26 protein-coding genes are annotated in these 25,230 nt (G+C 74.3%); 4 read left to right on the top strand and 22 right to left on the bottom strand.

Annotated features, from left to right (window positions below):
* Positions 1–38 precede the first annotated feature (38 nt).
* The 9 genes from ccsB to hemB form a co-directional block, all read right to left on the bottom strand.
* Positions 39–1,055 (bottom strand): c-type cytochrome biogenesis protein CcsB, encoded by a 1,017-nt coding sequence (gene ccsB / locus BLS43_RS03395; RefSeq protein WP_093076553.1) that lies wholly within the window; start codon positions 1,053–1,055, stop codon positions 39–41.
* Complete coding sequence (gene resB, locus BLS43_RS03390; RefSeq protein WP_093076550.1) at positions 1,055–2,659, bottom strand: cytochrome c biogenesis protein ResB; 1,605 nt, start codon at positions 2,657–2,659, stop codon at positions 1,055–1,057. Before resB ends, ccsB begins: the two co-directional genes overlap by 1 nt.
* Positions 2,656–3,405 (bottom strand): cytochrome c biogenesis CcdA family protein, encoded by a 750-nt coding sequence (locus BLS43_RS03385; RefSeq protein ID WP_093076548.1) that lies wholly within the window; start codon positions 3,403–3,405, stop codon positions 2,656–2,658. The genes resB and BLS43_RS03385 overlap by 4 nt, the downstream gene beginning before the upstream one ends.
* 207 nt (positions 3,406–3,612) lie before the next feature.
* A complete protein-coding gene (locus tag BLS43_RS03380) occupies positions 3,613–4,197 on the bottom strand; it encodes a TlpA family protein disulfide reductase (protein WP_093076545.1) in 585 nt (194 codons plus the stop codon).
* The gene (locus BLS43_RS03375) at positions 4,194–4,856 is read right to left on the bottom strand and encodes a histidine phosphatase family protein (RefSeq protein ID WP_093076542.1); all 663 of its coding nucleotides are present in this window, start codon (positions 4,854–4,856) and stop codon (positions 4,194–4,196) included. Before BLS43_RS03375 ends, BLS43_RS03380 begins: the two co-directional genes overlap by 4 nt.
* Entirely contained in the window at positions 4,853–6,148 is a 1,296-nt protein-coding gene (gene hemL / locus BLS43_RS03370; RefSeq protein ID WP_093076539.1) for a glutamate-1-semialdehyde 2,1-aminomutase, read from the bottom strand. Before hemL ends, BLS43_RS03375 begins: the two co-directional genes overlap by 4 nt.
* Positions 6,149–6,158: 10 nt before the next feature.
* Complete coding sequence (locus BLS43_RS03365) at positions 6,159–6,776, bottom strand: hypothetical protein (protein WP_093076536.1); 618 nt, start codon at positions 6,774–6,776, stop codon at positions 6,159–6,161.
* A 17-nt stretch (positions 6,777–6,793) separates the two neighbouring features.
* Positions 6,794–7,075, bottom strand: coding sequence for a DUF4282 domain-containing protein (locus tag BLS43_RS03360; RefSeq protein WP_176921149.1), 282 nt, complete (start codon positions 7,073–7,075; stop codon positions 6,794–6,796).
* A complete protein-coding gene (gene hemB, locus BLS43_RS03355; protein ID WP_093077404.1) occupies positions 7,072–8,043 on the bottom strand; it encodes a porphobilinogen synthase in 972 nt (323 codons plus the stop codon). Before hemB ends, BLS43_RS03360 begins: the two co-directional genes overlap by 4 nt.
* A gap of 63 nt (positions 8,044–8,106) precedes the next feature.
* Between hemB and BLS43_RS03350 the strand changes: the two genes are divergently transcribed.
* Positions 8,107–8,883 (top strand): hypothetical protein, encoded by a 777-nt coding sequence (locus BLS43_RS03350; protein WP_143029926.1) that lies wholly within the window; start codon positions 8,107–8,109, stop codon positions 8,881–8,883.
* Positions 8,884–9,014: 131 nt separating this feature from the next.
* Here BLS43_RS03350 and BLS43_RS03345 read toward each other — a convergent pair whose 3' ends face one another.
* The 8 genes from BLS43_RS03345 to BLS43_RS03310 form a co-directional block, all read right to left on the bottom strand.
* Entirely contained in the window at positions 9,015–10,544 is a 1,530-nt protein-coding gene (locus tag BLS43_RS03345; protein WP_093076527.1) for a bifunctional uroporphyrinogen-III C-methyltransferase/uroporphyrinogen-III synthase, read from the bottom strand.
* Between the two features lie 31 nt (positions 10,545–10,575).
* Complete coding sequence (hemC, locus tag BLS43_RS03340; protein WP_093076524.1) at positions 10,576–11,499, bottom strand: hydroxymethylbilane synthase; 924 nt, start codon at positions 11,497–11,499, stop codon at positions 10,576–10,578.
* Positions 11,496–12,851 carry a glutamyl-tRNA reductase gene (locus BLS43_RS03335; RefSeq protein WP_093076521.1) on the bottom strand — a complete coding sequence of 452 codons (1,356 nt, stop codon included), beginning with the start codon at positions 12,849–12,851 and terminating at the stop codon, positions 11,496–11,498. Before BLS43_RS03335 ends, hemC begins: the two co-directional genes overlap by 4 nt.
* Complete coding sequence (locus tag BLS43_RS03330; protein WP_093077401.1) at positions 12,848–13,579, bottom strand: redox-sensing transcriptional repressor Rex; 732 nt, start codon at positions 13,577–13,579, stop codon at positions 12,848–12,850. The genes BLS43_RS03335 and BLS43_RS03330 overlap by 4 nt, the downstream gene beginning before the upstream one ends.
* 246 nt (positions 13,580–13,825) lie before the next feature.
* On the bottom strand, positions 13,826–14,452 hold the full coding sequence (locus BLS43_RS03325; RefSeq protein ID WP_093076518.1) for a fasciclin domain-containing protein: 627 nt from the start codon (positions 14,450–14,452) through the stop codon (positions 13,826–13,828).
* A 24-nt stretch (positions 14,453–14,476) separates the two neighbouring features.
* Positions 14,477–16,000, bottom strand: coding sequence for a molybdopterin-dependent oxidoreductase (locus BLS43_RS03320; protein WP_093076515.1), 1,524 nt, complete (start codon positions 15,998–16,000; stop codon positions 14,477–14,479).
* A gap of 88 nt (positions 16,001–16,088) precedes the next feature.
* Positions 16,089–16,319: a glutaredoxin family protein gene (locus BLS43_RS03315; protein ID WP_093076512.1), complete on the bottom strand. Its 231-nt coding sequence runs from the start codon at positions 16,317–16,319 to the stop codon at positions 16,089–16,091.
* Positions 16,316–17,848, bottom strand: a complete 1,533-nt coding sequence (locus tag BLS43_RS03310; RefSeq protein WP_093076509.1) for an AMP-binding protein — start codon at positions 17,846–17,848, stop codon at positions 16,316–16,318. Before BLS43_RS03310 ends, BLS43_RS03315 begins: the two co-directional genes overlap by 4 nt.
* An 807-nt stretch (positions 17,849–18,655) precedes the next feature.
* On the opposite strand from BLS43_RS03310, the gene BLS43_RS29800 reads away from it, so the two are divergent.
* The 3 genes from BLS43_RS29800 (at position 18,656) to BLS43_RS03295 (ending at position 21,913) form a co-directional block, all read left to right on the top strand.
* Positions 18,656–19,222 (top strand): sigma-70 family RNA polymerase sigma factor, encoded by a 567-nt coding sequence (locus BLS43_RS29800; RefSeq protein ID WP_176921173.1) that lies wholly within the window; start codon positions 18,656–18,658, stop codon positions 19,220–19,222.
* 226 nt (positions 19,223–19,448) lie between these two features.
* On the top strand, positions 19,449–20,807 hold the full coding sequence (locus BLS43_RS03300; protein ID WP_093076506.1) for a DUF5667 domain-containing protein: 1,359 nt from the start codon (positions 19,449–19,451) through the stop codon (positions 20,805–20,807).
* Between the two features lie 224 nt (positions 20,808–21,031).
* Positions 21,032–21,913, top strand: a complete 882-nt coding sequence (locus BLS43_RS03295) for an HAD family hydrolase (protein WP_093077395.1) — start codon at positions 21,032–21,034, stop codon at positions 21,911–21,913.
* 3 nt (positions 21,914–21,916) lie between these two features.
* On the opposite strand, the gene BLS43_RS30415 is transcribed toward BLS43_RS03295, so the two are convergent.
* From BLS43_RS30415 to BLS43_RS03275, 5 genes are all read right to left on the bottom strand, one after another.
* On the bottom strand, positions 21,917–22,198 hold the full coding sequence (locus tag BLS43_RS30415) for a hypothetical protein (RefSeq protein WP_218129695.1): 282 nt from the start codon (positions 22,196–22,198) through the stop codon (positions 21,917–21,919).
* Positions 22,186–22,767 carry a carboxylesterase family protein gene (locus tag BLS43_RS03290; protein WP_218129694.1) on the bottom strand — a complete coding sequence of 194 codons (582 nt, stop codon included), beginning with the start codon at positions 22,765–22,767 and terminating at the stop codon, positions 22,186–22,188. The genes BLS43_RS30415 and BLS43_RS03290 overlap by 13 nt, the downstream gene beginning before the upstream one ends.
* A gap of 84 nt (positions 22,768–22,851) precedes the next feature.
* Complete coding sequence (locus tag BLS43_RS03285) at positions 22,852–23,979, bottom strand: lysophospholipid acyltransferase family protein (RefSeq protein ID WP_093076503.1); 1,128 nt, start codon at positions 23,977–23,979, stop codon at positions 22,852–22,854.
* Positions 23,979–25,043 (bottom strand): NAD-dependent epimerase/dehydratase family protein, encoded by a 1,065-nt coding sequence (locus tag BLS43_RS03280; protein WP_245707271.1) that lies wholly within the window; start codon positions 25,041–25,043, stop codon positions 23,979–23,981. The genes BLS43_RS03285 and BLS43_RS03280 overlap by 1 nt, the downstream gene beginning before the upstream one ends.
* Before the next feature lie 84 nt (positions 25,044–25,127).
* Positions 25,128–25,229 carry a 30S ribosomal protein bS22 gene (locus tag BLS43_RS03275; RefSeq protein ID WP_010241351.1) on the bottom strand — a complete coding sequence of 34 codons (102 nt, stop codon included), beginning with the start codon at positions 25,227–25,229 and terminating at the stop codon, positions 25,128–25,130.
* Between the last annotated feature and the right edge of the window lies 1 nt (position 25,230).

Raw genomic sequence — 25,230 nt, 5'->3', positions numbered from 1 at the left:
GACGGTAGTCGTGCGAGCCGTCTCGGTCGAGGTGACGGTCAGCCCAGCCCCGCGTACGAGTGAAGGCCGGCGATGACCATGTTGACGAAGAAGAGGTTGAAGATCACCGTGGCGAGTCCCACGATGTTGATCCACGCGGCCGGGGCGTGGCGCCAGCCCGCGGTCGCCCGCGCGTGCAGGTAGGCCGCGTAGACGACCCAGGAGATGAACGCGACGGTCTCCTTGGGGTCCCAGCCCCAGAACCGGCCCCAGGCCGCCTCGGCCCAGATCGCGCCGCAGATCACGGCGAAGGTGAACATCGGGAACGCGACCACCGTGGTCCGGTACGCGAGCCGGTCCAGCGTCTCCTGGGCGGGCAGCTTCGCGACGAACCCGGCGGGCCGCCCGGACCGCTTCATCAGGTACAGGATGCTCGCGACGCCGGGGACGATGAACAGCCCTGTCGACAGCGTGATGGTGGTCACGTGGATGACCAGCCAGTACGACTGCAGCGCGGGCACGACGGGTGCGGCCTGCGCGTAGAGCACGGTGCCCGCCAGCACCATCAGGACGAGGATCGGGGCGTAGAGGAACACCCCGAGCCTGCGGATCCCCCGACTCCGGCCCGCCCCGCGCTGGAGCACCACCAGCCACGCGACCATCGCCGCGAGACAGACGGCCGAGGTGTACTCGTACATGTTGCCCAGCGGCCACCGCTCGGCGGCCAGCCCGCGCAGCGCGATCGAGCCCAGATGCAGCAGTACGCCGAGGATGGTCAGCGAGACGGCCATCCGGCCGAAGCGGTCCGCCCGGCTGCGCTCCGGCTTCGGCGTCCTCACCGGGGGCGGCGGGATCTCGTCCGCCGCGGAGCCCGCCGAGCCGGCGGAGCCCGAGACGGCCACGGGCTCGGCGCTGGTCGCCGCGACGGCGACGACCTCGGCGGGCTCCGCGGCGGGCGTGCTCTGCCGGGCCGTCACGTACTCGACCGCCGAGAACACCATGGCCAGCAGGTACACCACCACGGTGCCCTCGAACAGCAGGTCGCTGTACTGGGAGAGCAGGGGGTCGACAGGCATCAGCGTGCTCCGCTTCCGGTCGGTTCCAGCAGGTCCGTCAGTGTCGTGCGCAGACGGTCGAACTCCTCGCCGTAGCCCGCGCGGTCGGTGCGGGCGAGCCCGCCCAGCTCGACCCGGCTACGGCCTTCGCCCTCGGGCGTGACGCGCACCCAGAACCGCCGCCGCTTGATCGACAGCGACAGCGCGAGCCCGCCGAGCATGAGCAGCGCGAACACCAGCACCGCCTCCTGCCCCGGGTCGTGGCTGATCTGCAGGGCCACCCACTGGGTGACGTCGTCGAAGCGGATCTGCGTGCCGTCGTCGAGGGTGATGCTCTGGCCCGGGACCATGTTCTCGCGGGCGACCCGGGTGAGCTCGCCCGAGTCGACCTTCGACTGGTCGACCGAGAAGATCGACTGGCCGCGGCCGTCGTCGAGACCCAGGTCGCCGCGCATGACGTCCACGGCGGCCTCGGGCGCGAGCAGGTCCGGGAAGGTGGAGGTGACGACCTGGCCGCCCGAGCTCGTCGGGGCGAACAGGCCGGTGACCGCGATCGAGCTGCGCTGGCGCTCCGCGGGGTCCGCGATGCCGGGGCGCTCGAACTTGGTGGCGCCCTGCGAGAGGTAGGTCCGCAGGTCCACGGGCTGCCACTGGATCTCCCCGGTCCGCTGCGTGCCGTCGGGCCAGGTCACGGTGAATCTCGGGGCGTACCCGTGGTTGAGCAGGTAGACCCGCTCGCCGTCGATCCGCAGGGGGTGGTTGACGGCGAGCTCGTAGTCCTGCCAGTCGGCGGCGTCACCGGACTCGACCTGGGCGGCCGTCTGGTAGCCGAGCTGGGCGCGGTACTGCTCGGGCTGGCCGTTGGACAGGTAGTCGGCCTGGAAGGAGTTCACCTGGATGCAGAAGGGGGCGAGCTCGGTGCCGTCGACCTGCAGGCCGGGGCGGAAGGAGTCGTAGCCGAGGATCGAGGTGTTGCAGAACTGGCTGCCGTTGGCCAGCACGATGACCTGGCCCTCGTACCCGAACAGCTTCCCGACGGCCATCGCGATCAGCAGACCCACGATGCTCACGTGGAAGACGAGGTTGCCCGTCTCGCGCAGGTAGCCCTTCTCCGCGGAGATCGTGTCCGCCGAGCGGACCCGGCGCCAGCCCTTCAGCTGCGCGTCCATCCGGTCGAGGACCTGGTCGGGGGTCCCCTCGACGACGTCGACGGCATGGTGCGGCATCCGCGCCAGGTTGCGCGGGGTGGCGACCGGCCGCTGCCGCATCGCGCGCCAGTACTCGACCGTGCGGGGCGTGAGGCACCCGACGAGCGAGATCATCAGCAGCAGGTAGATCGCGGCGAACCAGGGGGTGGCGAAGACCTCGAACGCGCCGACCTTGTCCAGCAGCGGCGCGAGCTGCGGGTAGTCGGCGAAGTACTGGTCGACGAGCTGGGCGTTCAGCGAGCGCTGCGGCAGGAGCGCGCCGGGCAGCGAGGCCAGGGCCAGCAGGAACAGCAGCACCAGGGCGGTGCGCATGCTCGTGAGCCCGCGCCAGGCGTTCCGCGCGAACGCCAGGACCGCACGGGTGCGGTGCGGGGGCGGCGGCGCGGCGGCGGGCGGCGCGGGGATCGTGGTGCTCATAGGGCCGGGGTGAACCCTGCGATCGAGACCTGCAGCTCGGCGAGCAGCTGCCCCCACAGGCCGCTGACCAGCAGCACCCCGACGGCGACCATGAGCACCCCGCCCGCGATCTGGATGGAGCGGGTGTTGCGGCGCAGCCAGCCGAGCGCGGCGACCGCGCGGGAGGCGCCCAGCGCGATCAGCACGAACGGCAGCCCGAGCCCGGCGCAGTAGGCGAGCGTGAGCACGACGCCGCGCATGCTCCCGCCGCCGGTCCCCGCCGCCACCGCGACGACGCCCGCGAGCGTCGGGCCGATGCAGGGCACCCAGCCCAGCCCGAACACCGCGCCGAGCAGCGGGGCGCCCCAGAGACCGAGCTTCGGGACCCAGTGCACGCGGCGCTCGTTCTGCAGCACCGGGATGAGCCCGACGAACGCCAGCCCCATCACGATCATGACGATCCCGCCGACCCGCTGGAGCACCTGCTCGTTGCGCACGAGCACGTCCGCGAGCCACACGACACCGACCAGGATCGCGCCGAACACCACCGTGAAGCCCGCGACGAACAGCCCGGCGGCACCGGCGACCCGGAACCGGCCCTCGGTGCGGTTGCGGTCCACCCCGACGAGCCCCGCCAGGTAGGCGAGATAGCCGGGGACGAGCGGGACCACGCAGGGCGACGCGAAGCTCACCGCGCCCGCGAGGACGGCGACCACCGCTGCGACGAGCAGCGGGCCGCTGACCGCGAGGGTGGTCGACGCATCCATCGCTCGCCAGAGTACGCACCTTCTACGCGTCGTAGTGCGCCGGGCGGGCGGGTGGTGCGGGGTGAGATGACGCTTGGGACGCCCAAGCGTCGCTGCATGGCGCTTGGGCGTCCCAAGCGTCAGTGCCGCGCCAGAGCCGCTGAAGCTTGGGCGTCCCAAGCGTCGCTGCATGGCGCTTGGGCGTCCCAAGCGTCAGGGGCCCCCGCGTCAGGCAGCGGGTTCGGCCGCCACGCGTTGCACGGTGCTGAGCAGGTCGCTGGGGCGGATCACGGTCAGGTAGACCGCGGCCACCCGGTGCTGCCGGTCCAGGACCAGCGTGCTGGGCACGACGTTGCGCGGGTAGCCGTCCAGGGCCGCGAGGCTGCGCGAGGCGGGATCGAAGATCGAGTCGAACGTCAGGCCACGGTCGGCCTTGAAGTCCCGGGCGGCGTCCCGGTCGTCGCGCACGTCGATCCCGAGCACCGAGACGCCCAGGTCCTTCGTCTGGTCGGCGACGAACTGCAGGTCGGGGGCCTCGGTCCGGCACGGGCCGCACCACGAACCCCAGATGTTGACGACCACGACCCGGCCCGCGTAGTCGTCGAGCCCGACCTGGGCGCCCTCGTTCATCAGCGAGTCGCCGGACAGGTTCGGGGCGACCCCGCGGGACGACGGCGGGTCGTACAGGATCGTCGTCTGCCCGCCGGGGGCGACGAACGTGAACTCCTGCGCGCCCGTCGCGACGGCGTCCTTGCTGGTGGAACAGCCCGCCAGCACGAGCAGGCCGAGCAGCAGCGGCAGAACCCTCCTCATGCGCCCGTCACCGTGGGGTCGGAGGCACCCGCGGGCTCGGCGTAGGTGAGTCCGGTCATCGTGGTGCCGGTGAACTCGACGCTGGTCAGCGAGGCGAGGGCGCACTGGCGCGAGCGGGGGTCGTGCCAGAGGCGTTGCCCGAGCAGGTAGCGGCGCAGCGTCCAGATCGGCAGCTGGTGCGACACGCAGACCGCCTCACGGCCCTCGGCCAGCGCGCGGGCGCGGTGCACCGCGCCGAACATCCGGTGCGCGATCCTGAGGTAGGGCTCGCCCCAGGACGGGGTGAACGGGTCCCGCACGAGCCGCCAGTTCGCGGGGCGCCGCAGCGCGCCGTCCCCGACGCCGAAGGTCTCGCCCTCGAACAGGTTGCCGGACTCGATCAGCCCGTCCTCGGTGACGATCTCGAGGCCGTGGGTGTCCGCGATCGGGGCGGCGGTCTCCTGCGCCCGCTGCAGCGGGGACGCCACCACGGCGGCGATGTCGTTCGACGCCAGGTACTTCGCGACGATCCCCGCCTGCTCCTGCCCCTCCTCCGCGAGCCGGTAGCCCGGGATGCGGCCGTAGAGGATGCCGTCGGGGTTGTGGACCTTGCCGTGGCGCAGCAGGTGCACCACCGTGCGCGGGCCGCTGACCGGCGGGGAGCTGCGGTCACCGCTCACTGGACGGCCGCCGCCGCGGCCTGCGCCGCCGCCGGGAGGGCCCGCTCGATGACGGCGAACGCGTCGTCGTCCAGGGCCGCGGAGACGAACCAGGCCTCGAAGGCGCTGGGCGGCCCGTAGACGCCGGCGTCGAGCAGGGCGTGGAAGAAGGCGGGGAAGCGCCAGGTCTCGGCGGCCTTCGCGGTCTCGTAGTCCACCACCGGCGACTCGGTGAAGAAGACCGAGAACATGTTGCCCGCCGTCTGCACCCGGTGCGGCACGCCCGCGGCGGACAGCGCGTCCCCGAACAGGCCGACGAGGCGGGCCGCGTTCGCGTCGAGCGTCTCGTAGACGGCCTTGTCCGCGGTGCGCAGCGTGGCCAGCCCGGCGGCGACGGCGACGGGGTTCCCGGACAGCGTCCCGGCCTGGTAGACCGGGCCCTTCGGCGCCAGGTACGACATGAGCTCGGCCGAGCCGCCGAAGGCCGCGGCGGGCAGGCCACCGGACATGACCTTGCCGAAGGTGTAGAGGTCACCGGCCACGCCGTCGAGCCCGAACCACCCGGCGGGCGAGACGCGGAACCCGGTCATCACCTCGTCCATCACCAGCAGCGCGCCGTGCTCGCGGGTGATCTCCCGCAGGCCCTCGTTGAAGCCCGCGACGGGCGCCACCGCGCCCATGTTCCCGGCCGCCGCCTCGGTGATCACGCAGGCGATCTCGGCGCCGCGCTCGGCGAACACGGCGCGGACCGCGTCCAGGTCGTTGTACGGCAGCACCACGGTGTCCTGGGCCTGCGCGCCGGTGACGCCGGGGCTGGTGGGCAGCCCGAGCGTCGCGACACCGGAGCCCGCCTGGGCGAGCAGCGCGTCGACGTGGCCGTGGTAGCAGCCCGCGAACTTCACGACGACCGTGCGCCCGGTGATCCCCCTGGCCAGCCGGATCGCGCTCATGGTCGCCTCGGTGCCCGAGTTCACCAGCCGGACCTGCTCGACCGGCTCGACCCGGCCGATGATCGCCTCGGCGAGCTGGATCTCCGCCTCGGTGGGCGCCCCGAACGACAGGCCGCCCAGCGCCGCCTCCCGCACCGCCTCGACGACGGCCGGGTGTGCGTGGCCGAGGATCATCGGGCCCCACGAGGAGACCAGGTCGACGTAGCGGTTGTCGTCCGCATCCGTCAGCCACGCGCCGCGCGCGGACGCCATGAACCGCGGGGTGCCGCCGACCGCGTTGAACGCGCGGACCGGGGAGTTGACCCCGCCGGGGATGACCCCCGAGGCGCGGGCGAAGAGGGCGGCCGACTCGGTGGTGCTCACCCCGTCAGTCTTACAGCTTCGCGAACCAGTCCGACGACGGGCGGCGGTGCAGCAGCACGATCCCCGCGATCAGGAGGACCAGCGGCACGGCCACGACCAGGCCCGCGGCGCTCACGGAGAGGTTCAGCACGAGGAAGATCGCGAAGAGCACGCCGAGCACCGTGGCGACCGTGCGGGCCCAGCGCCTGCCGGTCAGCGCCGTGAGCGACACCGCGACGAAGGCGAGCGCCAGCAGGGTGATGATCGCGAACATCAGCCGCAGCGCCTGCAGGAGCTGGTCGAACGTGACGTTCGCCTGCGCCAGGGTCTGCTCCAGGTTCAGGTCCGGCGGCAGCACGGACTGCAGCTCGGCCTGGGTGAGCGGGGTGACCAGCGACAGCACGCCCAGCACCACGAACGGCAGCGCCGCGACCACCAGCAGCACCACCCCGGCGACCACCGTGCCCGGCCTGCGGCGCGGCGGGGCGGGGGTGTGGTCCTGCGGCGAGGAGGGCTGCGACGGCGCGGAGTAAGGGGTGTACGGGTAGGGCTGTCCGGCGTTCGCCCCGTAGGGGTTCTGCGGGTACTGCGCGTAGCCCCCACCCGACCTCGGGGGGATGTATCGGGGGCCGTCCTCGCCGCTGCTCACGCAGGCCAGGGTACCGGTCAGGGCTCCCGACGGGTCCGCTGCGACAGGCGGACGACCGCCACGAGGAACTCCAGGACCACCCGCAGGAGCAGCAGCGAGAAGACCGCCGCCACCGCCCCGCCCACCAGCGCGGCGATCCCGAGGCCGAAGCCGCGGGAGAAGGTCACCAGCACCACGCCGACGTACCCGACGACGATGAGCACGATGCCCACGACGTAGAGCAGCCGGGCGACCGCGGGCGTGGCGAAGCGGTCGAAGTCCAGGTCCGTGAGCGCGGTGAGCACCCCGGGTTCGTTCACAGCCACTCCGCGGCCTCCGCGGCCCAGTAGGTGAGGACGAAGTCCGCACCGGCCCGTCGGAAGCTGGTCAGGGACTCGAGGATGGTGCGCTCGCGCTCCAGCCACCCGTTCGCGGCGGCGGCCTCGATCATCGCGTACTCGCCGCTGACCTGGTACGCGGCGACCGGGACGTCCGCGGTGTCGGCGACGGTCCGCAGCACGTCGAGGTAGGGCAGGCCCGGCTTGACCATGACCATGTCGGCGCCCTCCTCGAGGTCGAGCGCGAGCTCGCGCAGCGACTCCCGCAGGTTCGCGCCGTCCTGCTGGTAGGTCTTGCGGTCGCCCTTGAGCTGGCTCTCGACGGCGTCCCGGAACGGGCCGTAGAAGGCGCTGGTGTACTTGGCGGTGTACGCGAGGATGCCGGTGTCGGTGTGCCCCGCCTCGTCGAGCGCCTCGCGGATGACGCCGATCTGGCCGTCCATCATCCCGCTCGGCCCCACGACGTGGGCGCCCGCCTCGGCCTGCGCCACGCCCATGCGGGCGTAGACCTCCAGGGTGGCGTCGTTGTCCACGCGACCCTGGTCGTCCAGGACGCCGCAGTGCCCGTGGTCGGTGAACTCGTCGAGGCAGAGGTCCGACATGAGGACGGTGTCGTCGCCGAGCTCCGCCCGCAGGTCGCGCAGCGCGACGTTGAGGATCCCGTCGGGGTCCGTGGCGCCGGAGCCGACCGCGTCGTGGGTCGCGGGGACGCCGAACAGCATGATCCCGCCGACGCCGCGCTGCACCGCCTCGACCGCCGCCTTGCGGAGGCTGTCGCGGGTGTGCTGGACCACGCCGGGCATGGACGCGATCGGGGTGGGCTCGGCCGCGCCCTCGCGCACGAACATCGGCAGGACGAGGTGGCGGGGCCGGACGTCGGTCTCGGCCACCAGCCGTCGGAGCGCGGGGGTGGTCCGCAACCGCCGCGGCCGCTGCACAGGGAAGCCCATGCGCCCAGCGTACGACCGGGGGTGGGTGCCGGGGCGGGTCACCCCATGGGGCATCCTGCGCGCGTGACCAAACCGGGACGCAGCGTCATCGCCCTCCTTCTCGATCGATCCAGCTCGCTCGGCCCGCTGCGCGACGAGGTGCGCGCCGCCGTCGCCGGGCTCCTCACCGAGCAGGCCGCCCGGCCCGGCGAGGTCGAGGTGTACGTCACCACGACCGGTCGTCGCGCCGGGAGGCTCGGCGGCGGGATCCCGGCCGGGGACGCCGCCGTCCCGAAGCTGCGCGGGCGGGGCACGGCCGCGGTCCGGGACTCGCTCGGCGCGCTGGTCGGCGGGCTGGGGTCCGCCCTCGCCGGGATGCCGGAGGACGAGCGCCCCGCGCGGGTGTTCCTGGTGGTCGTCACCGGGGGCGCCGACGAGGGCAGCGCCACCTGGGGTCCGGACGAGCTGCGCGACCTGGTCGCCACGCAGGAGCGCGACTACGCGTGGGAGGTCGTGACCGTCACGGTCGCCGAGCACGCCGGGCTCGCGCCGTGGGGCGAGGGCTTCCGCTCGATCGGTGCGGCCCCGACCGCCGAGGGCGTGCGCGCGGGTGTCGCCGCCGCGTCGGCGTACGTGGCGCGCGCCCGCGAGGTCGGTCCGTGGGAGCCCGTCGCGGGGTTCTCCCAGGAGGAGCGCTGGGCCGCCTACCCGCCCGCCTTCCACGCCGACGAGGCGGGCGCGGACGAGACCACCGTCATCCCGGTGATCACCGCCGAGCGCCTGGCCGAGGCCGACCGCGCCGACGCCGAGAGCCGACGCCGCTGGTGGGAGCACCTGCTCCGCCGCCCCGCCAAGGTCTGACCGCCCCCGGCGAACGGCGCGTTCGCCGACCAGGTGGGAACCAACGCGCCGTTCGCTCATCCGGGCCCGAGACACGAACGGCGCGTTCGCTCACCAGGTAGGAGCGAACGCGCCGTTCGTCGCAGCAGGGGTCAGCGGCGGCGGGCCTTGACCTTCTTCGGCGGCGGCAGGGCGCCCTCCGCGCGGAGCTTGGCCGCGTGCGCCGCCAGCGCGTCGACCAGGGCCGGGACGCGGGCCTCCTCCGGCTGGACGTCCACGCGCAGGCCGAACTCGCGGGCCGTCTCCGCCGTGGCCGGGCCGATGCAGGCCACCAGCGTGCGCGCGTGCGGCTTGCCCGCGATGCCCACCAGGTTCCGCACCGTCGACGACGAGGTGAAGCAGACCGCGTCGAACCCGCCGGTCTTGATCGCCTCGCGGATCGGGGCGGGCGGCGGGGCCGCGCGCACGGTTCGGTAGGCGGTCACGTCGTCGATCTCCCAGCCGCGGTCGGTGAGCCCGGCGGCGAGGGTCTCGGTGGCGATGTCCGCCCGCGGGAGCAGGACGCGGTCCACCGGGTCGAGGATGTCGTCGTGCGGCGGGAAGAGCTCGAGCAGCCCCTCCGACGTGCTGGTCTGCGCCTCGTCGATGTCCGGGACCAGCTCGGGGACGATCCCGAACTCGCGCACCTTCTCGGCGGTCGCGGTGCCGACGCAGGCGATCTTCACGCCGGAGAAGGCCCGCGCGTCCAGCCCGAACTCGTGGAACTTCTCCCAGACCGCGCGCACGGCGTTGGTCGAGGTGAACACGACCCAGGCGTAGCGCCCGTCGACCAGGCCCTTGACCGCCCGCTCCATCTGGGTGGGCGAGCGCGGCGGCTCGACGGCGATGGTCGGGACCTCCTCGGGGATGGCCCCGTGCATGCGCAGCCGGTCGCTCATCACGCCCGCCTGGTCCTTGGTGCGCGGGACCAGCACGCGCCAGCCGTACAGCGCGCGGGACTCCCACCAGGCCAGGTCGAGCGCGCCGCCGACGGTCACGACCAGCGGGCCCTCGAGCTCGGCGGCGTCCGACGCCATGGCGCCGATCGTGGTCGAGACCGTCTTCTGGGTGTTCTCGGTGCCGTGCGCGGTGACCGCGACGGGGCTGTCGGAGGCGCGGCCCTGGCCGGTCAGCGCGGTGGCGACCTCGGCCAGGTGGGCGGCGCCCGCGTGCAGCACCAGCGGGCCGGGGGAGGCGCAGAGCGCGGCCCAGTCGACGCCGGCGCGCACGTCCGCCTCGACGTGCCCGGACCCGAGCGCGACGCCCGCGTACGCGGGCACGGCGGTCCCGGCGGGGACCCCGGGCACCACGTCGAAGGCGAGCCCGGCGGCGGCCACGGCCCGGGCCTCGGCCACCACGGCGTCGACGGTCAGCGGGTCGCCCGAGACGAGCCGGACCACGGGGCGGCCGGACTTCGCCTCGGTGACCAGGTCGCCTGCGACGTCCGCGGGCTGGCCGACGGCGGGCCGCACCTCGGCGCCCTCGGCCACCAGGCCCAACACCGCCTCGGGCACGTCCGGGTCGTTGACCACGAGCGGCGCCGTGGACAGCACCTCGCGGGCGCGCACGGTCAGCAGTCCGGGGTCCCCGGGGCCGGAGCCCACGAAGGCGATCCGACCGGCGGTCGGGGTTGTGCGAGTCATTGTTGTTCCTACGCTCCCAGCGTCTTCTTCTCTAGCGCGCAAGCTCGTCGGCGCCCATGTCGAGCAGCTCGAGCGCGAGGGACGCGCCGAGCTTCTCGGCGTTCTCGATATCCCCGGTGACGGACGCGCGCAGCAGTGCGCCCTCGGTCACCTCTCCGATCCCGACCACGGCGCGCAGCGACAGCCGCTCGACCACGCGCCCCTCGTCGTCGAGGTCCTCCACCACGTCCGCGTGGGCGGCCACGGGTGCGCTGCATCCGGCCTCCAACGCCGCGAGCACGGCCCGCTCGGCGCTGACCGCCGCCCGGACGCCCGCGTCGTCGAGCACGGCGGACAGGAACTCGATCAGCTCCGTGTCCCCGGCCCGACACTCGATCGCCAGCGCCCCCTGGGCGGGGGCGGGCAACATCTGCAGGGGGTCGAGCAGTTCGCTCGCCTCCGACACCCGGCCCAACCGGCGCAGTCCCGCGGCCGCGACGACCACGCCGTCGAGCTCGCCGGAGCGGACCTTGCCGATCCGGGTGTCCACGTTGCCGCGGATCGGGACGACCACCAGGCCGAGCCCGAGCGCGTGCAGCTGCACGGTCCGCCGCGGCGACCCGGTGCCGATCCGCGACCCGGGCCGCAGCGCGCCGAGCACGGTGTCGGCCACCAACGCGTCCCGCGGGTCCTCGCGGACGGGCACGGCGGCCAGCGCGAGCCGCGGGTCCGGCGCGGTGGGCAGGTCCTTGTAGGAGTGCACCGCCACGTCCACCTCGCCCGCGACGAGCGCCTCGCGCAGCTGCGAGACGAACACGCCCACGCCGAGCTGCTCGATCGGGGCGAGCGAGCGGTCGCCGGTCGTGTGGACGTCGACCAGCTCGGCGTCCCGGCCTGCGGCGCTGATGAGGTCCCGCACGGTGCCGGACTGGGCCATCGCGAGGGTGGACGGGCGGGTGCCCACGCGGAGTGTCATCGCTCGTCCTCCACCGGCGCGTCGATGGCCACGGCCACGTCCTTGCCCCGGATCGACGAGCCCGCCACGGCGGCGGGCTTGCCCGGGTCGAGCTCGAACAGGGTGCGCAGCGCGGCGGCGTAGCTGTCCCCGTCCGGGCCCTCGGCGAGCCGCTTGACCTGCACGGTCGGCGTGTGCAGCAGCTTGTCGACGACGCGGCGGACGGTCTTGGTGAACTCGTCCCGCACCGCGTCCGGCAGCTCGGGGAGGCGGGAGTCGAGCCGCAGCAGCTCGGCGTCCACCACCTCGGAGGCGCGGCGGCGCAGGGCGGTGACGGTCGGGGTGACCTCCGCGGACCGCTGCGCGGCCAGGTAGTGCTGGGCCTCCTCGGCGACCAGCTCGGCGGCCTTGGCGACGGCGCCGTTGTTCGCGGGACCCGCGAGCCGCTGCTGCAGGGCCGCGAGGTCGACGACGGTGACCCGGGGCAGCTCGGCCACCGCGGCGTCGACGTCCTTCGGCAGGCCGAGGTCGCACACCACGAGCGGCGCCGCGCGGCCCGCGAGCCCCTGGGCGACGGCACCGGCCTCGACGACCGTGCCGATCGCCCCGGTGCAGGCGACGAGCAGGTCCGCGTCCGCCAGCTCGGCGGGCAGGTCGGTGAGCAGCCCCGCGCGGGCGGGCAGGCCCGCCTCGCCGGACTTCTCCGCGAGCCGCTGCGCCCGGTCCAGGCTGCGGTTGAGCACGGTGATCTCGGCGGCGCCCGCCCGGCGCAGGTGCGCGGCGGCCAGTGCGCCCATCGCGCCCGCCCCGACCAGCACCGCCTTGCGCCCGGCCAACCCGTCGAGCACGGTCGAGGCGTCCGCGAGGGCCTCGGACACGACCGACGCGCCCGCGCCGTCGATGCCCGTGGTGGCCTGCACCCGCTTGCCGACGCGCAGCGCCTGCTGGGCGAGCTCGTGGAGCACCCGGCCGACGGTCCCGGTCTGGTCCGCGGTGGCGTAGGCCTGGCGGAGCTGGCCGAGGATCTGCGACTCGCCGACGACCATCGAGTCCAGACCCGCGGCCACGGAGAACAGGTGCTGCACCGCGGAGCCCGCGTAGTGCACGAAGAAGTGCTCGGTGAGGTCGGCCATCGGCAGCCCGGAGTGCCTGCCGAGCACCTCGGAGACGTCCGCGAGGCCGCCGTGGAAGGCGTCCACGACCGCGTAGACCTCGACCCGGTTGCAGGTCGAGAGCAGGGTGACCTCGGAGACGTGCGCCCGCCGGACCATCTCGTCCAGCAGCTTGGGCACGTCGTCGGCCGAGACCGCGACCTTCTCCAGCACATCGACCGGCGCACTGTGGTGCGACAAGCCGACGACCAGCACGCTCATGATGTGGCTACCGCCGATCCGTTGCGTCCGTGCACGACCTGGGGAGAGGTCGGCCCGCCCTCGTTGATACGCCCCGCCACGTGGAAGGCGAGCACCTGCAGCTCCACGGCGAGGTCGACCTTGCGGACCTCCACCTCCGCAGGCACCTGCAGCACGGTGGGGGCGAAGTTCAGGATGGAGTGCACGCCGGCGGCCACGAGCTGGTCGCACACCTGCTGGGCGGCCTGCGCGGGCGTGGCGATCATGCCGATGGTGACGCCCACCGCCGGGCAGACCGCGGGGATGTCCCGCACGTGCCGGACCTCGATGCCGTTGATCGGCGTGCCGACCAGGTCGGGGTCGACGTCGAACATGGCGGTGACGGGGAAGCCGCGGCCGCCGAAGCCGCCGTAGCCCGCGAGCGCGTGCCCGAGGTTCCCGACCCCGACCAGCGCGACGGCCTGCGGGTGGTCGAGCCCCAGCACCTTCTCCAGCTCGTGCTGCAGGGACGCCACGTCGTAGCCCACGCCGCGGATCCCGTAGGTGCCGAGGTGGCTGAGGTCCTTGCGCAGCTTGGCCGAGTTGACCCCGCTGACCGCCGCGAGCTCCTCCGACGACACCGTCTCGGCGCCGCCGTCCGCCAGCTGGCCGAGCACCCGCAGGTAGACCGCGAGCCGGGCGACGGTCGCCTCCGGGATGACCTTGACGACCTTCTCGGAGTCACCGGGGTCGGCCTGCGGCGGCAGCATCACGCGGCGGCTCCTCGAGGTGTCCTACTCGTCGATGGGCCGCGGGCTGGGGCCGACGGCCTGCGCGGCCGGAGGATCACGCGGTGAATACCCTGGCGGCGACGCCATCACACGGTAGTCGCTCGTGAACGTGCGCACAAAGTTGCGATCTTGGTCCGCGGCGTGGTCTCGTACGCGACCCACGGCGGGCGACCGGTGGTCGCCCGCCGACGGCCGTTCACCGCGCCCGGCCGGGCCTGCGCCTGCTCAGGACGGCTGCAACACGTGGTCGACCAGGAACACGTTCGCGTTCTCCGTGGTGATGTCCCCGCACGTCACGGCCGCCTCGGTGCCCGCGCCGTCCGTGACCGTCGTCTCCTCCGGGGTGCCGCCGACCCGGACCTCGCCGCCCTCGAGCTGCTGCGAGACCCCCGCGGCGCGCAGCTGGGCGCCGGTCTCCCGGGTGTTCGACACGTGGTACTCCAGCAGCGCGCGCAGCCGGGCGGGGTCGGACAGGGCGGGCGCCGCCTCGAAGGCCGCGTTGGTCGGCGCGAAGACGGTCAGCCCCGGGGCGGTGTTCAGCAGGTCGGTCAGCCCCGCCCGCACGATCGCCTCGTGCAGCCTGCTCAGCTCCGGGCTCGACTCGATGGCCGCGGCGACCGGCTGCAGGCGCACGTTGTCCAACGAGCCCGGGTCGTCGGACAGCGGGAGGTCGGCGCAGCCGGGCCCGAACGCCGCCACGGCGACGTCCGGCGAGGGGGCCGGGGTCTTCGCACCCTGCGCGGCGACGGTCGGGACCGGCGGCACGTCCGTGGCGGTCGACGCCTGCTGGCTGGGCGCCGAACACGCGCCCACGATCGCCAGTGCCGGGAGTACCGCCCAGAGCTTCCTCATGTCCACCTCGTCTGTCGCCCTCGTCTACCGCGCGGTGAAGATCACCGCAGGCCAGCCGGTCGCGCCGTCCGGCAGGACGTCTGCGGCCCGCTCGGTCTGCAGCGCACCCGTCCCGTCGGTCGCCCGGACGCGCATCGTATGGCTGCCCGCGCCGACCTCGACGGAACCCCGCCACATCCGCCACGTGTCGCCCCCGACCGTGTCGGCCAGCTCGGCCTCGGCCCAGGGCCCGCCGTCGACGCTGTACTCCACCCGCGAGATCCCGCGCGGCTGCGACCACGCGATCCCGGCGACCGTGACCGCGCCCGCGGGCACGGCGGCGAACGGGCGCGGGAGGTCGATGCGGGCCTCGGTCTTGATCGGGCCGCGTTCGCCCCAGCCGCGCTGCTCCCAGTAGGACTCGCGGGCGGCGAACGTCGTCAGCTCGAGGTCGGTGACCCACTTGGTCGCCGAGACGTAGCCGTAGAGGCCGGGGACGACCATCCGCACCGGGAACCCGTGCTCGGTGGGCAGCGCCTCCCCGTTCATCCCGACGGCCAGCAGCGCGCCCCGCCCGGGTTCGAGCAGCACCTCGGTGGGGGTGCCCGCCGTCCAGCCGTCCGAGCTGGTGGAGAACACCTGGTCGGCGCCCGGCCGCGGGCCTGCGGCGCGCAGCACGTCCGCCAGCTCGACGCCGACGAACCGGGCCGTGGAGATCAGGTCGCCACCGACGTCGTTGGACACGCAGGTGAGCGTCACGGTCCGCTCGACGAGCGGTCGGGCCAGGAGGTCGTCGAAGGTCAACGTGAGCTCGCGGTCCACCATCCCGTGGACGCGCAGGCTCCAGTCCTCGGCCCGCAGCTGGGGCACCCGCAGGGCCGTGTCGATCCGGTAGAAGTCGGTGTTCGGCGTGAGGTAGGGGGTGAGCCCGAAGTCCGTGCCGGCCCCCGTCTCGCGGGCGACCGACGCGGCGGCCAGCCGGGCGGTCACGACCGCGCGGGAGTCGATCGTGGGCCGACCGAGCAGCACGCCCGCGCCGCCGCCGACGACGGAGAGCCCGCCGACCACCGCGGTGGCCTGGAGGAACCGCCGCCGGGTGATCCCGTCGGCCGATCCCGTGTACTCCATGGCCCGCCGGTGCAGCTCGCGGAACACCCACCAGCCCACCCCCGCGGCCACGACCGGCGCGAGCAGGTCGGTGGGCGCGAAGGTCGGGTTCGTGGCGGTCGCGGCGATGCCGAGCACGCCGAGCACCCCCACCGTGACCTGCCCGACGGTGGCGAACCGGCGCGAGGCCAGGCCCGCGCCGACCGCGACCAGCAGCAGCACCACGCCGATCCCGACCAGCAGCACCGGCTTGTCCGCGGTGCCGAACGCGGACTTGGCGAACTCGACCACGGGCGCAGGCGCCAGCCGCACCACCGCGTCCCCCACCTGCAGGAACGGCGACGACGACGGCGCCACCAACCCGGCCACCAGCTGCCCGGCGGCGAGCGCGGCCACGATCGCGAGGAGCAGCACCCCGATCGCGACGGGCGCGCGGAGGGTCGTGGCGAGAGAGGGCTTCACCGGACCATCCTCCGCCAGGGCGGTCCCGGAGGATGTGACGAAACGGTGATCTCCCCACCGTCGCCCCGCATCGTGGAGCCACACTCCGTCAGGTCAGGGCCTTGCGGAGGCGCGCCTCCTCGACCGCGTAGTAGCCGTGGGTCCTCCCGTCGATCTGGATGACCGGGACCATGTCGCCGTACTCGGCGCGCAGCTCGTCGTCGGCGTCGACGTCCTCGGTGGTCCACTCCACGCCCAGCTCACCGCAGATCCGGGCCACGTCGGACTCGGCGACCTCGCAGAGGTGACAGCCCACCCGCGTCAGCACGGTGACCCTCACGAGGTCACCGCCAGGACCCGGCGCGCGATCTTGCCGGTGGGCGTGCGCGGCAGCTCGTCGACGAAGGAGATCACGGTGGGCCGCTTGAACCGGGCCAGCCGCAGGGCGCACCACTGCCGGACCGCGTCCTCGTCCACCCCCTCGGCCACCAGCACCGCCTTGACCGCGGCGCCGGTCCGGTCGTCCGGGATCCCGACGACGGCCACCTCCTGCACCCCGTCGAGGGCGAGCAGCACCTGCTCCACCTCGCGCGGGTAGACGTTGAAGCCGTTGACGATCACCAGATCGGAGGAACGGTCGACGAGGTGGAGGTCGCCCTCGGCGTCGAGGTAGCCGACGTCCGCGGTGCGGAACCAGCCGTCCGCGTCCGGGCCGCCCGCGCCGTCCGGCCAGTAGCCGGAGAACAGGTTGGGGCCGCGGACGGACACCAGCCCGGTGTCGTCCCCGGTGTCGGAGAAGTCGTCCGAGGGGTCTCCCTCCTCCAGCTCCTCGGCGGGCCGGTCCGCGAGCGGCTGCCCCTCGGCGTCGACCAACCGCAGCTCGACGCCGGGCAGCGGGCGCCCCACCGAACCGGGCTTGGACCGGCCGGGCACGGTGCTGGTGACCACCGGCCCCGCCTCGGACAGCCCGTAGCCCTCCAGGACCTCCATCCCGGTGGCCTCGCGGAACGCCGTCATCCACGCGGGGGGCAGCGGCGCGCCGCCCGAGGTGCAGATGCGGACGCCCTCCAGGGCCGCGCGCAGCTCGGCGGGGTCGACGTCCAGCAGGGCCCGGTACATCGACGGCACGCCCGCGACCCCGCTCACCCGGTGCTCGCGCAGGATCGCCGGGGTGGCCTGCGGGTCGAACCGCTCGGTGAGCACCGCGGTGGCCCCGGACCAGGCGACCTGCAGCAGGCCCGCCGCCAGGCCGAAGCTGTGGAACAGCGGGAGCGCGAGCAGCACCCGGTCCGCGGGGGTGACCGGCGCGGGCCGCAGGGCGGCGGTCTGCTCCCGGTTCGCGAGCAGCGCCCGGTGCGACAGCTGGACGCCGCGGGGGCGTCCGGTGGTGCCGGAGGTGTAGACGAGCAGGGCGATCGCCTCGCCGCCCGGCGGGTCGGCGAGCGGCTCACCCGTCCGGGCGTCCGGGTCCGGCGGCGACAGCACCGGGACGGCCGCCTCCGCGGCGACGTCCGCGGCCACGCCCGCCTCCGTGACGACCGCTGCGGGGCGGGCGTCCGCGAGGATCTCGGCGACCTCGCGCGCCACGGACCGCTGACCGACGGGGACCGCGATCGCCCCGGCCCGCAGCGCCCCGAACAGGGCGACGCAGAAGCCGACCCCGTTGGGCAGGACCAGCACGACCCGGTCCCCCGGCGCGATCCCGGCGGCGGCGAGGCGCGCGGCCTCGGCGCTCGCGGCGGCGTCGAGCTCCGCCCAGGTCAGCGTGCGTCCGGCGGTGACGTCCACGACCGCGGCGTGCTCGGGTGCCCGGACCGCCGCGCGGCGGACCAGCGCGCCGAGGTGGGAGACCGACTCGGTTGGCTGCACCCCGGCAAGACTAGTGGCGTTGCGGGGCGGGGCCGTAGGGCGCAAGGGGCATGCGCCCGACGGTGCGCCGACACGCCCGATTCGGTGCGATCGACCGGACACACTGCGCTACCACCACGTTGACCGCGCGTGACCGTCCGCTCACCGGATAAGAGACTCGGCGAGCGGTGGCGCCCTCGGTGGTGGCGCCGGGCTCCCCTAGGGTCCACCCCCACAACCTTCCAACGCCGCTCCTGCGGGAACGGCACGAGACCTCACCCAAGGGAGTGGCATGCAGTCTGTCGCCGGCGCACCGCGGGTTCCCGGGTGCCGCCCCGGTCCCGCCCTTCGCGACCGGGTCGCCCAGGCTTCATGACCTCCTCGATGCGACCCGAGGGACTGCTCCCGGTGGAGCGGTTCGGCTCCGCGGGTCAGGTCTCCTCCGGACGGGGTTCCGCGGCGTGGTCCGGCCTGCCCAGGCAGGTCGGACCCGGCGTGGCCCGCACCGGCGCGGGCGGGGCCGAGCTCCCCGCGGCCCCGCCGCCCGGTACCCCCGCCGACGTCGTCCCCGGTACCCCGGAGACCTCCGCTCCCCCGGCCCAGCCCGACCACACCGCCACCGCGAGCCTCGGCCGCGCGGCGGTGGACGGTCGGCCCACTCCCCGGCAGGCGCCCGTGACCGCTCCCCCCGTCGCTCCTCCCTTCTCGCGGCCGCAGGCGCCGCCCGTCCAGGGACGGCCGCCCGCGGGCGGACCGCCGCCGGGTCGGACGCAGCCGCCGCAGGCCGCGCAGGCCCCCGAGGCCACCCAGGCCCCGCAGGCCCAGGCCATGCCGGACCCCAACGACGAGTCCATGGGCAGCTGGGTCCTGGTCAAGGCCTGCCAGGCGGGCGACCAGGACGCGTTCCGCGAGCTGTACGCGCGGTACCAGGACGTCGTGTTCCGGTACGTGCTGTTCCGGCTGGGTGACCGCACCCTGGCCGAGGACCTCACCCAGGAGACCTTCCTGCGCGCGCTGCGCCGCATCTCGTCGGTCAGCTACCAGGGCCGCGACATCGGGGCGTGGTTCGTCACCATCGCCCGGAACCTGATCTTCGACCACGTGAAGTCCAGCCGCTACCGACTGGAGTCCACGACGGCCGACATGGTCGAGCACTCCCCGACCACGCACGGCCCCGAGCAGCAGGTCATCGAGAACGCCACGAACTCCGAGCTGCTCAAGGCGATCGAGAAGCTCAACGCCGACCAGCAGGACTGCATCCGGATGCGCTTCCTCCAGGGGCTCTCCGTCGCCGAGACCGCCGAGCGGATGAACCGCGCGGAGGGCGCGGTCAAGGCCCTCCAGCACCGCGCCGTCCGTCGGCTGGCGCAGCTCATGCCGGAGGGGCTCCGATGAGGGTCGACCCCGCGAGCTCCGCCTCCGCGATGAGTGCGCCACATATCGCGAACTACATGCTTGTCGTTACTCCTGCGGCGAGTGACCTACACCAAGCGGTGAACGGTCCCTGTGCCGTAACCGACGACCGTTCGCCTCGTTGTGTGGGTGAACGTCGATGGAGCGCGAGGCCCCGATCGGGCCGAGCGCAGGCGAACAGCGCAGGGATGCAGTGAGGACGGCGAACATGGCCTCGGGACGATGGGGCTCCGACGAGGAGCGCTGGGACGCCGAGCTGTACTACGGCCCGGACGAGGAGCTGGAGCACGAGCTCGCGCTCGCGGCCGCCCTCGACCGCAGCCGTGTCGACCTCAGCCCGGACCCGGACGCGGCCGACCGCATGCGGGGGGACTTCTTCGCCCGCCTCGAGCAGGAGTGGCAGACCGCTCCGCCCGAGTCCGACGCGGAGCGCACCGCCGTCATGGCGCCGATCCCGCCCGTCGACCTCGGCCCGACCCAGGTGATCGCCGCGGCCCGGGACGAGGAGCCCGCGCCCGAGGACGCCGAGCCGGTCGCCGAGCCGGTCGCCGACGTCGTCTCGATGGTCGGCCGCAAGGGCCGCAAGCGGCACAACCTGCCCGCCAACCACCCGGAGAACCCGCGGCGGCCCAAGACCGGGCGGCGCGTCGCGCTGGTCGGCGCGGCCGCGGCGGCCGGGCTGGTCGCGCTGGTCGGCGGCACCGCGGCGATGAGCCAGGGCGCGCTGCCCGGGGACTCGCTCTACTCCATGAAGCTGATGTCCGAGTCCACGGGCTCGGCCTTCACCTTCGGGGACGCCGCCCAGGCGAAGCGCCATCTCGACATCGCCGCGACCCGGCTGGCCGAGATCGAGTCGCTGCGCCAGGCGGGCCGGACCCCGGACGCCGCGACCTACGAGGCCGCGCTGCGGGCCTTCGACACCGCCGCGAGCGAAGGCTCCCGGATGGTGCTCGCCGGCCCGGACCCGAGCGAGGCGAGCCTCGAGGACCTGGGCGCCTGGGCGCACCGCCAGTCGGACACGCTCGCCGCGCTGCAGTCCGGGAGCGGTCAGGTCCCGGGCGCGGCCGACTCCGCGCGGCTGATGGAGCGGGTGGCCGAGCGGTCCGCCGCGCTGCAGGCCCGGATGGGGTGCACCGAGGTCAGCGACGGCGTCGACGACCTCGGCCCGATCCCGGCGACCGGCACGTGCGTCCCGGCCCCGAACGCCGCGCGCTCGTCCGGCTCGGCCGTGCAGGCGGGCCCCTCGGGGTCGTCGTCCGCACGCGGCGGGGCGGGCACCGAGTCCGCCACGCCGGAGTCGGCCACCGAGACCACGGCGCCGACCGGCACCACCGCCCCGCAGCAGGAGGGCGACCTCCTCGACCCGCTGCTGGGCGGGCAGGAGTCCTCGACCACGTCGACGACGCCGGGGAGCCCGAGCTCCACGACGTCGAGCGGCTCGTCCACGGGTTCCTCGGGATCCGACGACCGGCACAACGGCGGCGGGAGCGGCGGGGGCGGCGGGCTGCTGCCCCCGATCAACCTGCCGCCGCTGCTGCCGGGCCTGCCCTCCATCACGCTGGGCTGACCCGGGAGACCGAGCTCCGCCTCAGGGCCGCGCGGTGGCTCCTCTCACGACGAGGGGCACCGCGCGGCCCTCGTTCCGTGCGGGCCCGCGTCGGTACTGTGGTCACCGGCTGGACTGTGGTGACCGGCTGGTCGACTCCGAGGTGGCGGTAGATACAGGTGGTCAGGGAGCAGGACGCGGACGGGCGGGCACAGGTCGCGGGTGTCGCCGAGTCCGCCGACGTGATGGCGTCGGTCAGCGCGCTGGACCGGTCGCAGCGGGCGGGTGAGGCCTCCGCGGCCGCCGCCGTGGCCGCCGGGGAGACCGCGCCGCCCGCGGGCTCGCTCGCGGCGGCCGAGCTGGACCTGACCGCCGCCGCCTTCTTCGACGTCGACAACACGATGATGGTCGGCGCCTCGATCTTCCACTTCGCCCGCGGGCTGGCCGCGCGCAAGTTCTTCACCACCTCGGACCTGGCCGGGTTCGCCTGGCAGCAGCTCAAGTTCCGGGTCGGCGGCCGCGAGGACAAGACCGGGATCGCGGGGCACCGGGACACCGCGCTGTCGTTCGTGGCCGGGCGCCCGGTCGACGAGGTCGTGGCGCTCGGCGAGGAGATCTACGACGAGCTGATGGCGGACCGCATCTGGGCGGGCACCCGCGCGCTGGCCCAGATGCACCTCGACGCCGGGCAGCGCGTCTGGCTGGTCACCGCCACCCCGGTGGAGCTCGCGCTGATCATCGCGCGCAGGCTGGGGCTGACCGGGGCGCTCGGGACCGTCGCCGAGAGCGTCGACGGGCACTACACGGGCCGGTTGGTCGGCGAGATCCTGCACGGCCCGGCGAAGGCGCACGCGGTGCGCGCGCTGGCCGTGACCGAGGGGTTGGACCTGCGCCGCTGCACCGCCTACTCGGACTCGGTGAACGACGTGCCCATGCTCTCGGCCGTGGGCACCGCCGTGGCCGTCAACCCGGACTCCGAGCTGCGGGACGTGGCCAAGGAGCGCGGCTGGCAGGTCCGGGACTTCCGCACCGGCCGCAAGGCCGCCCGCATCGGCGTGCCGAGCGTGCTCGGCGCGGGTGCGGTCGCGGGTGCGGTCGCCGCGGGACTGGCCTACCGCAAGCGCTGAGCCTCAGCTCAGGGTGAGGACGTCCCGGGCGGCGTCCGCCACCGGGGCCGGGATCTCGCCGGTGCGGACGAAGGCGCCCCAGACGGCGCGGAAGCGGCGGCCGAGCTCGTCGACCTCCGCCCACGGGGTGTCGCCGAGCAGGGCGGCGCCCGCCCAGCCCGTGCGGGCGCCGAACAGCAGGTCGATCTCCGGGGCGCAGGCCCGCCAGGCCGCCGCCCGCTGCCGTTGCGGCGGCAGCGGCGGGCGCCCGTACCGGACCCCGAACGGCATCATCAGGTGCGCCACCGCGTCTCCGCCCGCGGACTGCCCCGCCACGGTGACGGCGGCCGGTCACCGCCGAAGGCCGCGATGTTCGTGTGCACCCACCGCAGCGCCGCGAGCTGGTCGACCAGCCCCAGGTTCGCCGGCGCGACGCCGTCCCTGCCCAGGTAGCCGAGGAGCCCGAGCCGGTAGCCCACGGTCACCACGACGAGCCGCTGCTCCTCGACCAGCGCCCGCGGGTCGTAGACGGGGGCGTCCCCCGCACCCGTCTCGTAGGACCCGCCGTGGATCCAGACGAGCACCGGCAGCCGCTCCTCCGGCCGGACGTCCGCGGGCAGGGTGATCGTGAGCCGCTGACAGTCCTCCCCGACGGTCCCGCCCGTGACCTCGCCGACCAGCGCCGTGAGCGTCGCCGACCGCTCCTGGGGCGCGGCCGGACCCGCCTCCAGCGCGGGGAACGGCTCCGTGAAGCGCGCGGGCGGGCGCGGCAGGCCGAACCGCGCGGCGTGGGCGTAGGGCACCCCGCGCACCCGGACGACGGCCCCGTCGCGGCGCCCGAGGACCGGGCCCGCGGGCGGTTCGAACCGGATCACCCTGCGGAGCCCCAGGGGGTGTCTGGTGGATCCATGCCGAGTCCGCGGGCCCCGCGGGCCGGCTGGAGATCCACCAGACACCCCCTAACCGAGGAAGACGTTCCGGCGTTGGGACAGCAGCCGGTAGAGCGTGTGCTGGATCGTCTCGCGCACCTGGTCGGTGAGGTTGAAGACGAGCATGGGGTCCTCGGCGTCCGCCGGGGTGTAGCGGTCCAGCACGATCGGCTCGCCGAACTCGATGTACCACTTCGACGGCAGCGGCACGAGACCCAGCGGGCCGAGCAGCGGGAAGGTCGGCGTGATCGGGAAGTACGGCGCGCCCAGCAGCCGGGCCAGGGGCGCCACGTCGCCGATCTTCGGGTAGGTCTCCTCGGCCCCGACGATGGAGCACGGGATGATCGGCACGCCGGTGCGCAGCGCGGCCGAGACGAACCCGCCGCGGCCGAAGCGCTGCAGCTTGTAGCGGTCCGCGAAGGGCTTCCCGATCCCCTTGAAGCCCTCGGGGAAGACGCCGACGAGCTCCCCGGAGCCCATCAGCCGCTCCGCGTCGGGGTTGCAGGCCAGCGTGGCGCCGTTCTTGCGGGCGAGCTCGCCCACGATCGGCAGCCGGAACATCAGGTCCGCGCCGAGCAGCCGCAGCCGCCGCCGCGCGGGGTGCTCGCTGTGCAGGGCCTGGATGGTCATCAGCGCGTCGAGCGGCAGGGTGCCGGAGTGGTTGGCGACGATCAGGGCGCCGCCGCTGTCCGGCACGTGCTGCATCCCGATCGTCTCGACCCGGAACCAGTGCTGGTAGAGCGGCTGGAGCACGGGGGCGATCACGGACTCGGCGAGCTCGGGGTCGTAGCCGAACTCGTCGACCGGGTAGTCGCCCGCGAGCCTGCGCCGCACGAACCGCAGCGCCGACTCCAGCGCCGACTCCCAGGCCGGGGGCTCCGGGTCCGGGACGACCGCGATCGGCGGCGTCTGCGGTGGCGCGTCGTCCGCGGGCGGCCGCGGGCGCGGCGTGGTCGTCGTCCTCGAGGTGCTCGAGGACGACGAGGTGCCCGCGTCGGAACGGCGGGCGCGTCCGGACGGTTCGCGGTCGGCGCGGCCCCGCGGACGGGTCTCCCCCGCCCCCAGCCGCCACCGCGTGCGCCCACCCGTGTCGTCGGCGTGCAGCGGGATGACGCGTGCCTCCGGCACCCGAGCCCCCTTCCCGTTCTTCTCCACCATCAGCCGAGCACCTTCGCGGCGCGCAGCACGGTCCGCTCGGCCGCCTCGAGCCGGGCCCGCCCGAGGACGGGACGCAGCGCGCGGCCGCGGACGTAGTCGTCGAAGGCCTGCACGGTGGTCCACCGCGGGGCGAAGCCGAAGCGCTCCTTGAGCCTGGTCGTGTCGACCACCCGGCCGAAGTGCAGGAACCGCATCTGCTCGGGGCTGTAGTCCACGATCCGCGCGCCCCGCAGCAGCCTGCCGACCGGGCCGACGGCCGGGGAGGGCACCGGGACCTGGACCTGACCGGCCCGGCGGATGGCCTGCGACAGCATCAGCACGCCGTCCGCCGCCACGTTGTAGACGCCCGGGAGGTCGTGGGTGGCCGCCCGTTCCAGCACCGCGAGCGCGTCCTCCTCGTGGAGGAGCTGCATGCGCGCGTCGAACCCGAGGACGGTCGGCACCACGGGGAGCGCGAAGTACCGGGTCATCACGGTGTCGATGCGCGGGCCGACGTAGTTGCAGAACCGCAGCACCGTGGTCCCGACGTCCGGGCGGCGGCGGGCGAAGCCGCGCAGGTACCCCTCGATCTCGGCGGCGTCCTTCGCGTAGCCGCCGGACGGGAGGTCCTTGGGGGTCATCGACTCGTCGAACAACGCGGGGTCGCGGGACCCGGAGCCGTAGACCGCGGTCGTCGACTTGAGCACCACGCGCCGCACCCGCTCCGCCTTCTGGCAGGCGGCGAGCAGCTGCATGGTGCCGATGACGTTCATCTCCTTCATCGCCGTGCGCCCGCCGGACGAACCGGGGCTCGCCGACAACGCGGCGTGCACCACGGTGTCGACGCCGGCACCGGCGATGACCTTGGAGATGAGGGGGTTGCGGATGTCCGCGCGGACGAACTCGGCGCGGCCCATCCGGCGGAGCATGTCCCGCGAGGGTGGGACCGTGTCCACCCCGAGGACGCGCTCGATAGCGGGATCCGCGGCCAGCCGGGCCGCGAGGTTGCCGCCGAGGAAGCGGCTGACACCGGTCACGAGCACGACGGAGGGCCGGTCCAGGGGCTGCGGTCCCGAAGGCGTCACGGGCACGACCTGTCTCGTCGCGGAACGGGTGTTCGTCGCGGAACGGAAGCGGGCCCCGCCCTCAACAGGACGGGACCCGGTACCTCACTTGCCGAGCTTGCGACGCTGGACGCGGGTCTTGCGCAGCAGCTTGCGGTGCTTCTTCTTCGACATCCGCTTGCGACGCTTCTTGATGACCGAACCCATG

The organism is Pseudonocardia oroxyli (assembly GCF_900102195.1).
In the GTDB taxonomy this organism is placed as follows: Bacteria; Actinomycetota; Actinomycetes; order Mycobacteriales; family Pseudonocardiaceae; genus Pseudonocardia; species Pseudonocardia oroxyli.
The sequence above is the reverse complement of the archived record's forward strand: the minus strand, read 5'-3'. Positions and strand labels throughout refer to the sequence as shown.

Coding starts and splice junctions, on each gene's coding strand:
- BLS43_RS03325 (WP_093076518.1), bottom strand. CDS start 14,452: ATGAGGAAGCTCTGGGCGGTACTCCCGGCACTGGCGATCGTGGGCGCG.
- ccsB (WP_093076553.1), bottom strand. CDS start 1,055: ATGCCTGTCGACCCCCTGCTCTCCCAGTACAGCGACCTGCTGTTCGAG.
- BLS43_RS03385 (WP_093076548.1), bottom strand. CDS start 3,405: ATGGATGCGTCGACCACCCTCGCGGTCAGCGGCCCGCTGCTCGTCGCA.
- BLS43_RS03345 (WP_093076527.1), bottom strand. CDS start 10,544: ATGACTCGCACAACCCCGACCGCCGGTCGGATCGCCTTCGTGGGCTCC.
- BLS43_RS03335 (WP_093076521.1), bottom strand. CDS start 12,851: ATGAGCGTGCTGGTCGTCGGCTTGTCGCACCACAGTGCGCCGGTCGAT.
- BLS43_RS03275 (WP_010241351.1), bottom strand. CDS start 25,229: ATGGGTTCGGTCATCAAGAAGCGTCGCAAGCGGATGTCGAAGAAGAAG.
- BLS43_RS03295 (WP_093077395.1), top strand. CDS start 21,032: ATGGCGTCGGTCAGCGCGCTGGACCGGTCGCAGCGGGCGGGTGAGGCC.
- hemC (WP_093076524.1), bottom strand. CDS start 11,499: ATGACACTCCGCGTGGGCACCCGCCCGTCCACCCTCGCGATGGCCCAG.
- hemB (WP_093077404.1), bottom strand. CDS start 8,043: ATGGGCTTCCCTGTGCAGCGGCCGCGGCGGTTGCGGACCACCCCCGCG.
- BLS43_RS03300 (WP_093076506.1), top strand. CDS start 19,449: ATGGCCTCGGGACGATGGGGCTCCGACGAGGAGCGCTGGGACGCCGAG.
- resB (WP_093076550.1), bottom strand. CDS start 2,659: ATGAGCACCACGATCCCCGCGCCGCCCGCCGCCGCGCCGCCGCCCCCG.
- BLS43_RS29800 (WP_176921173.1), top strand. CDS start 18,656: ATGCCGGACCCCAACGACGAGTCCATGGGCAGCTGGGTCCTGGTCAAG.
- BLS43_RS03330 (WP_093077401.1), bottom strand. CDS start 13,579: ATGCTGCCGCCGCAGGCCGACCCCGGTGACTCCGAGAAGGTCGTCAAG.
- BLS43_RS03285 (WP_093076503.1), bottom strand. CDS start 23,979: ATGGTGGAGAAGAACGGGAAGGGGGCTCGGGTGCCGGAGGCACGCGTC.
- BLS43_RS03380 (WP_093076545.1), bottom strand. CDS start 4,197: ATGAGGAGGGTTCTGCCGCTGCTGCTCGGCCTGCTCGTGCTGGCGGGC.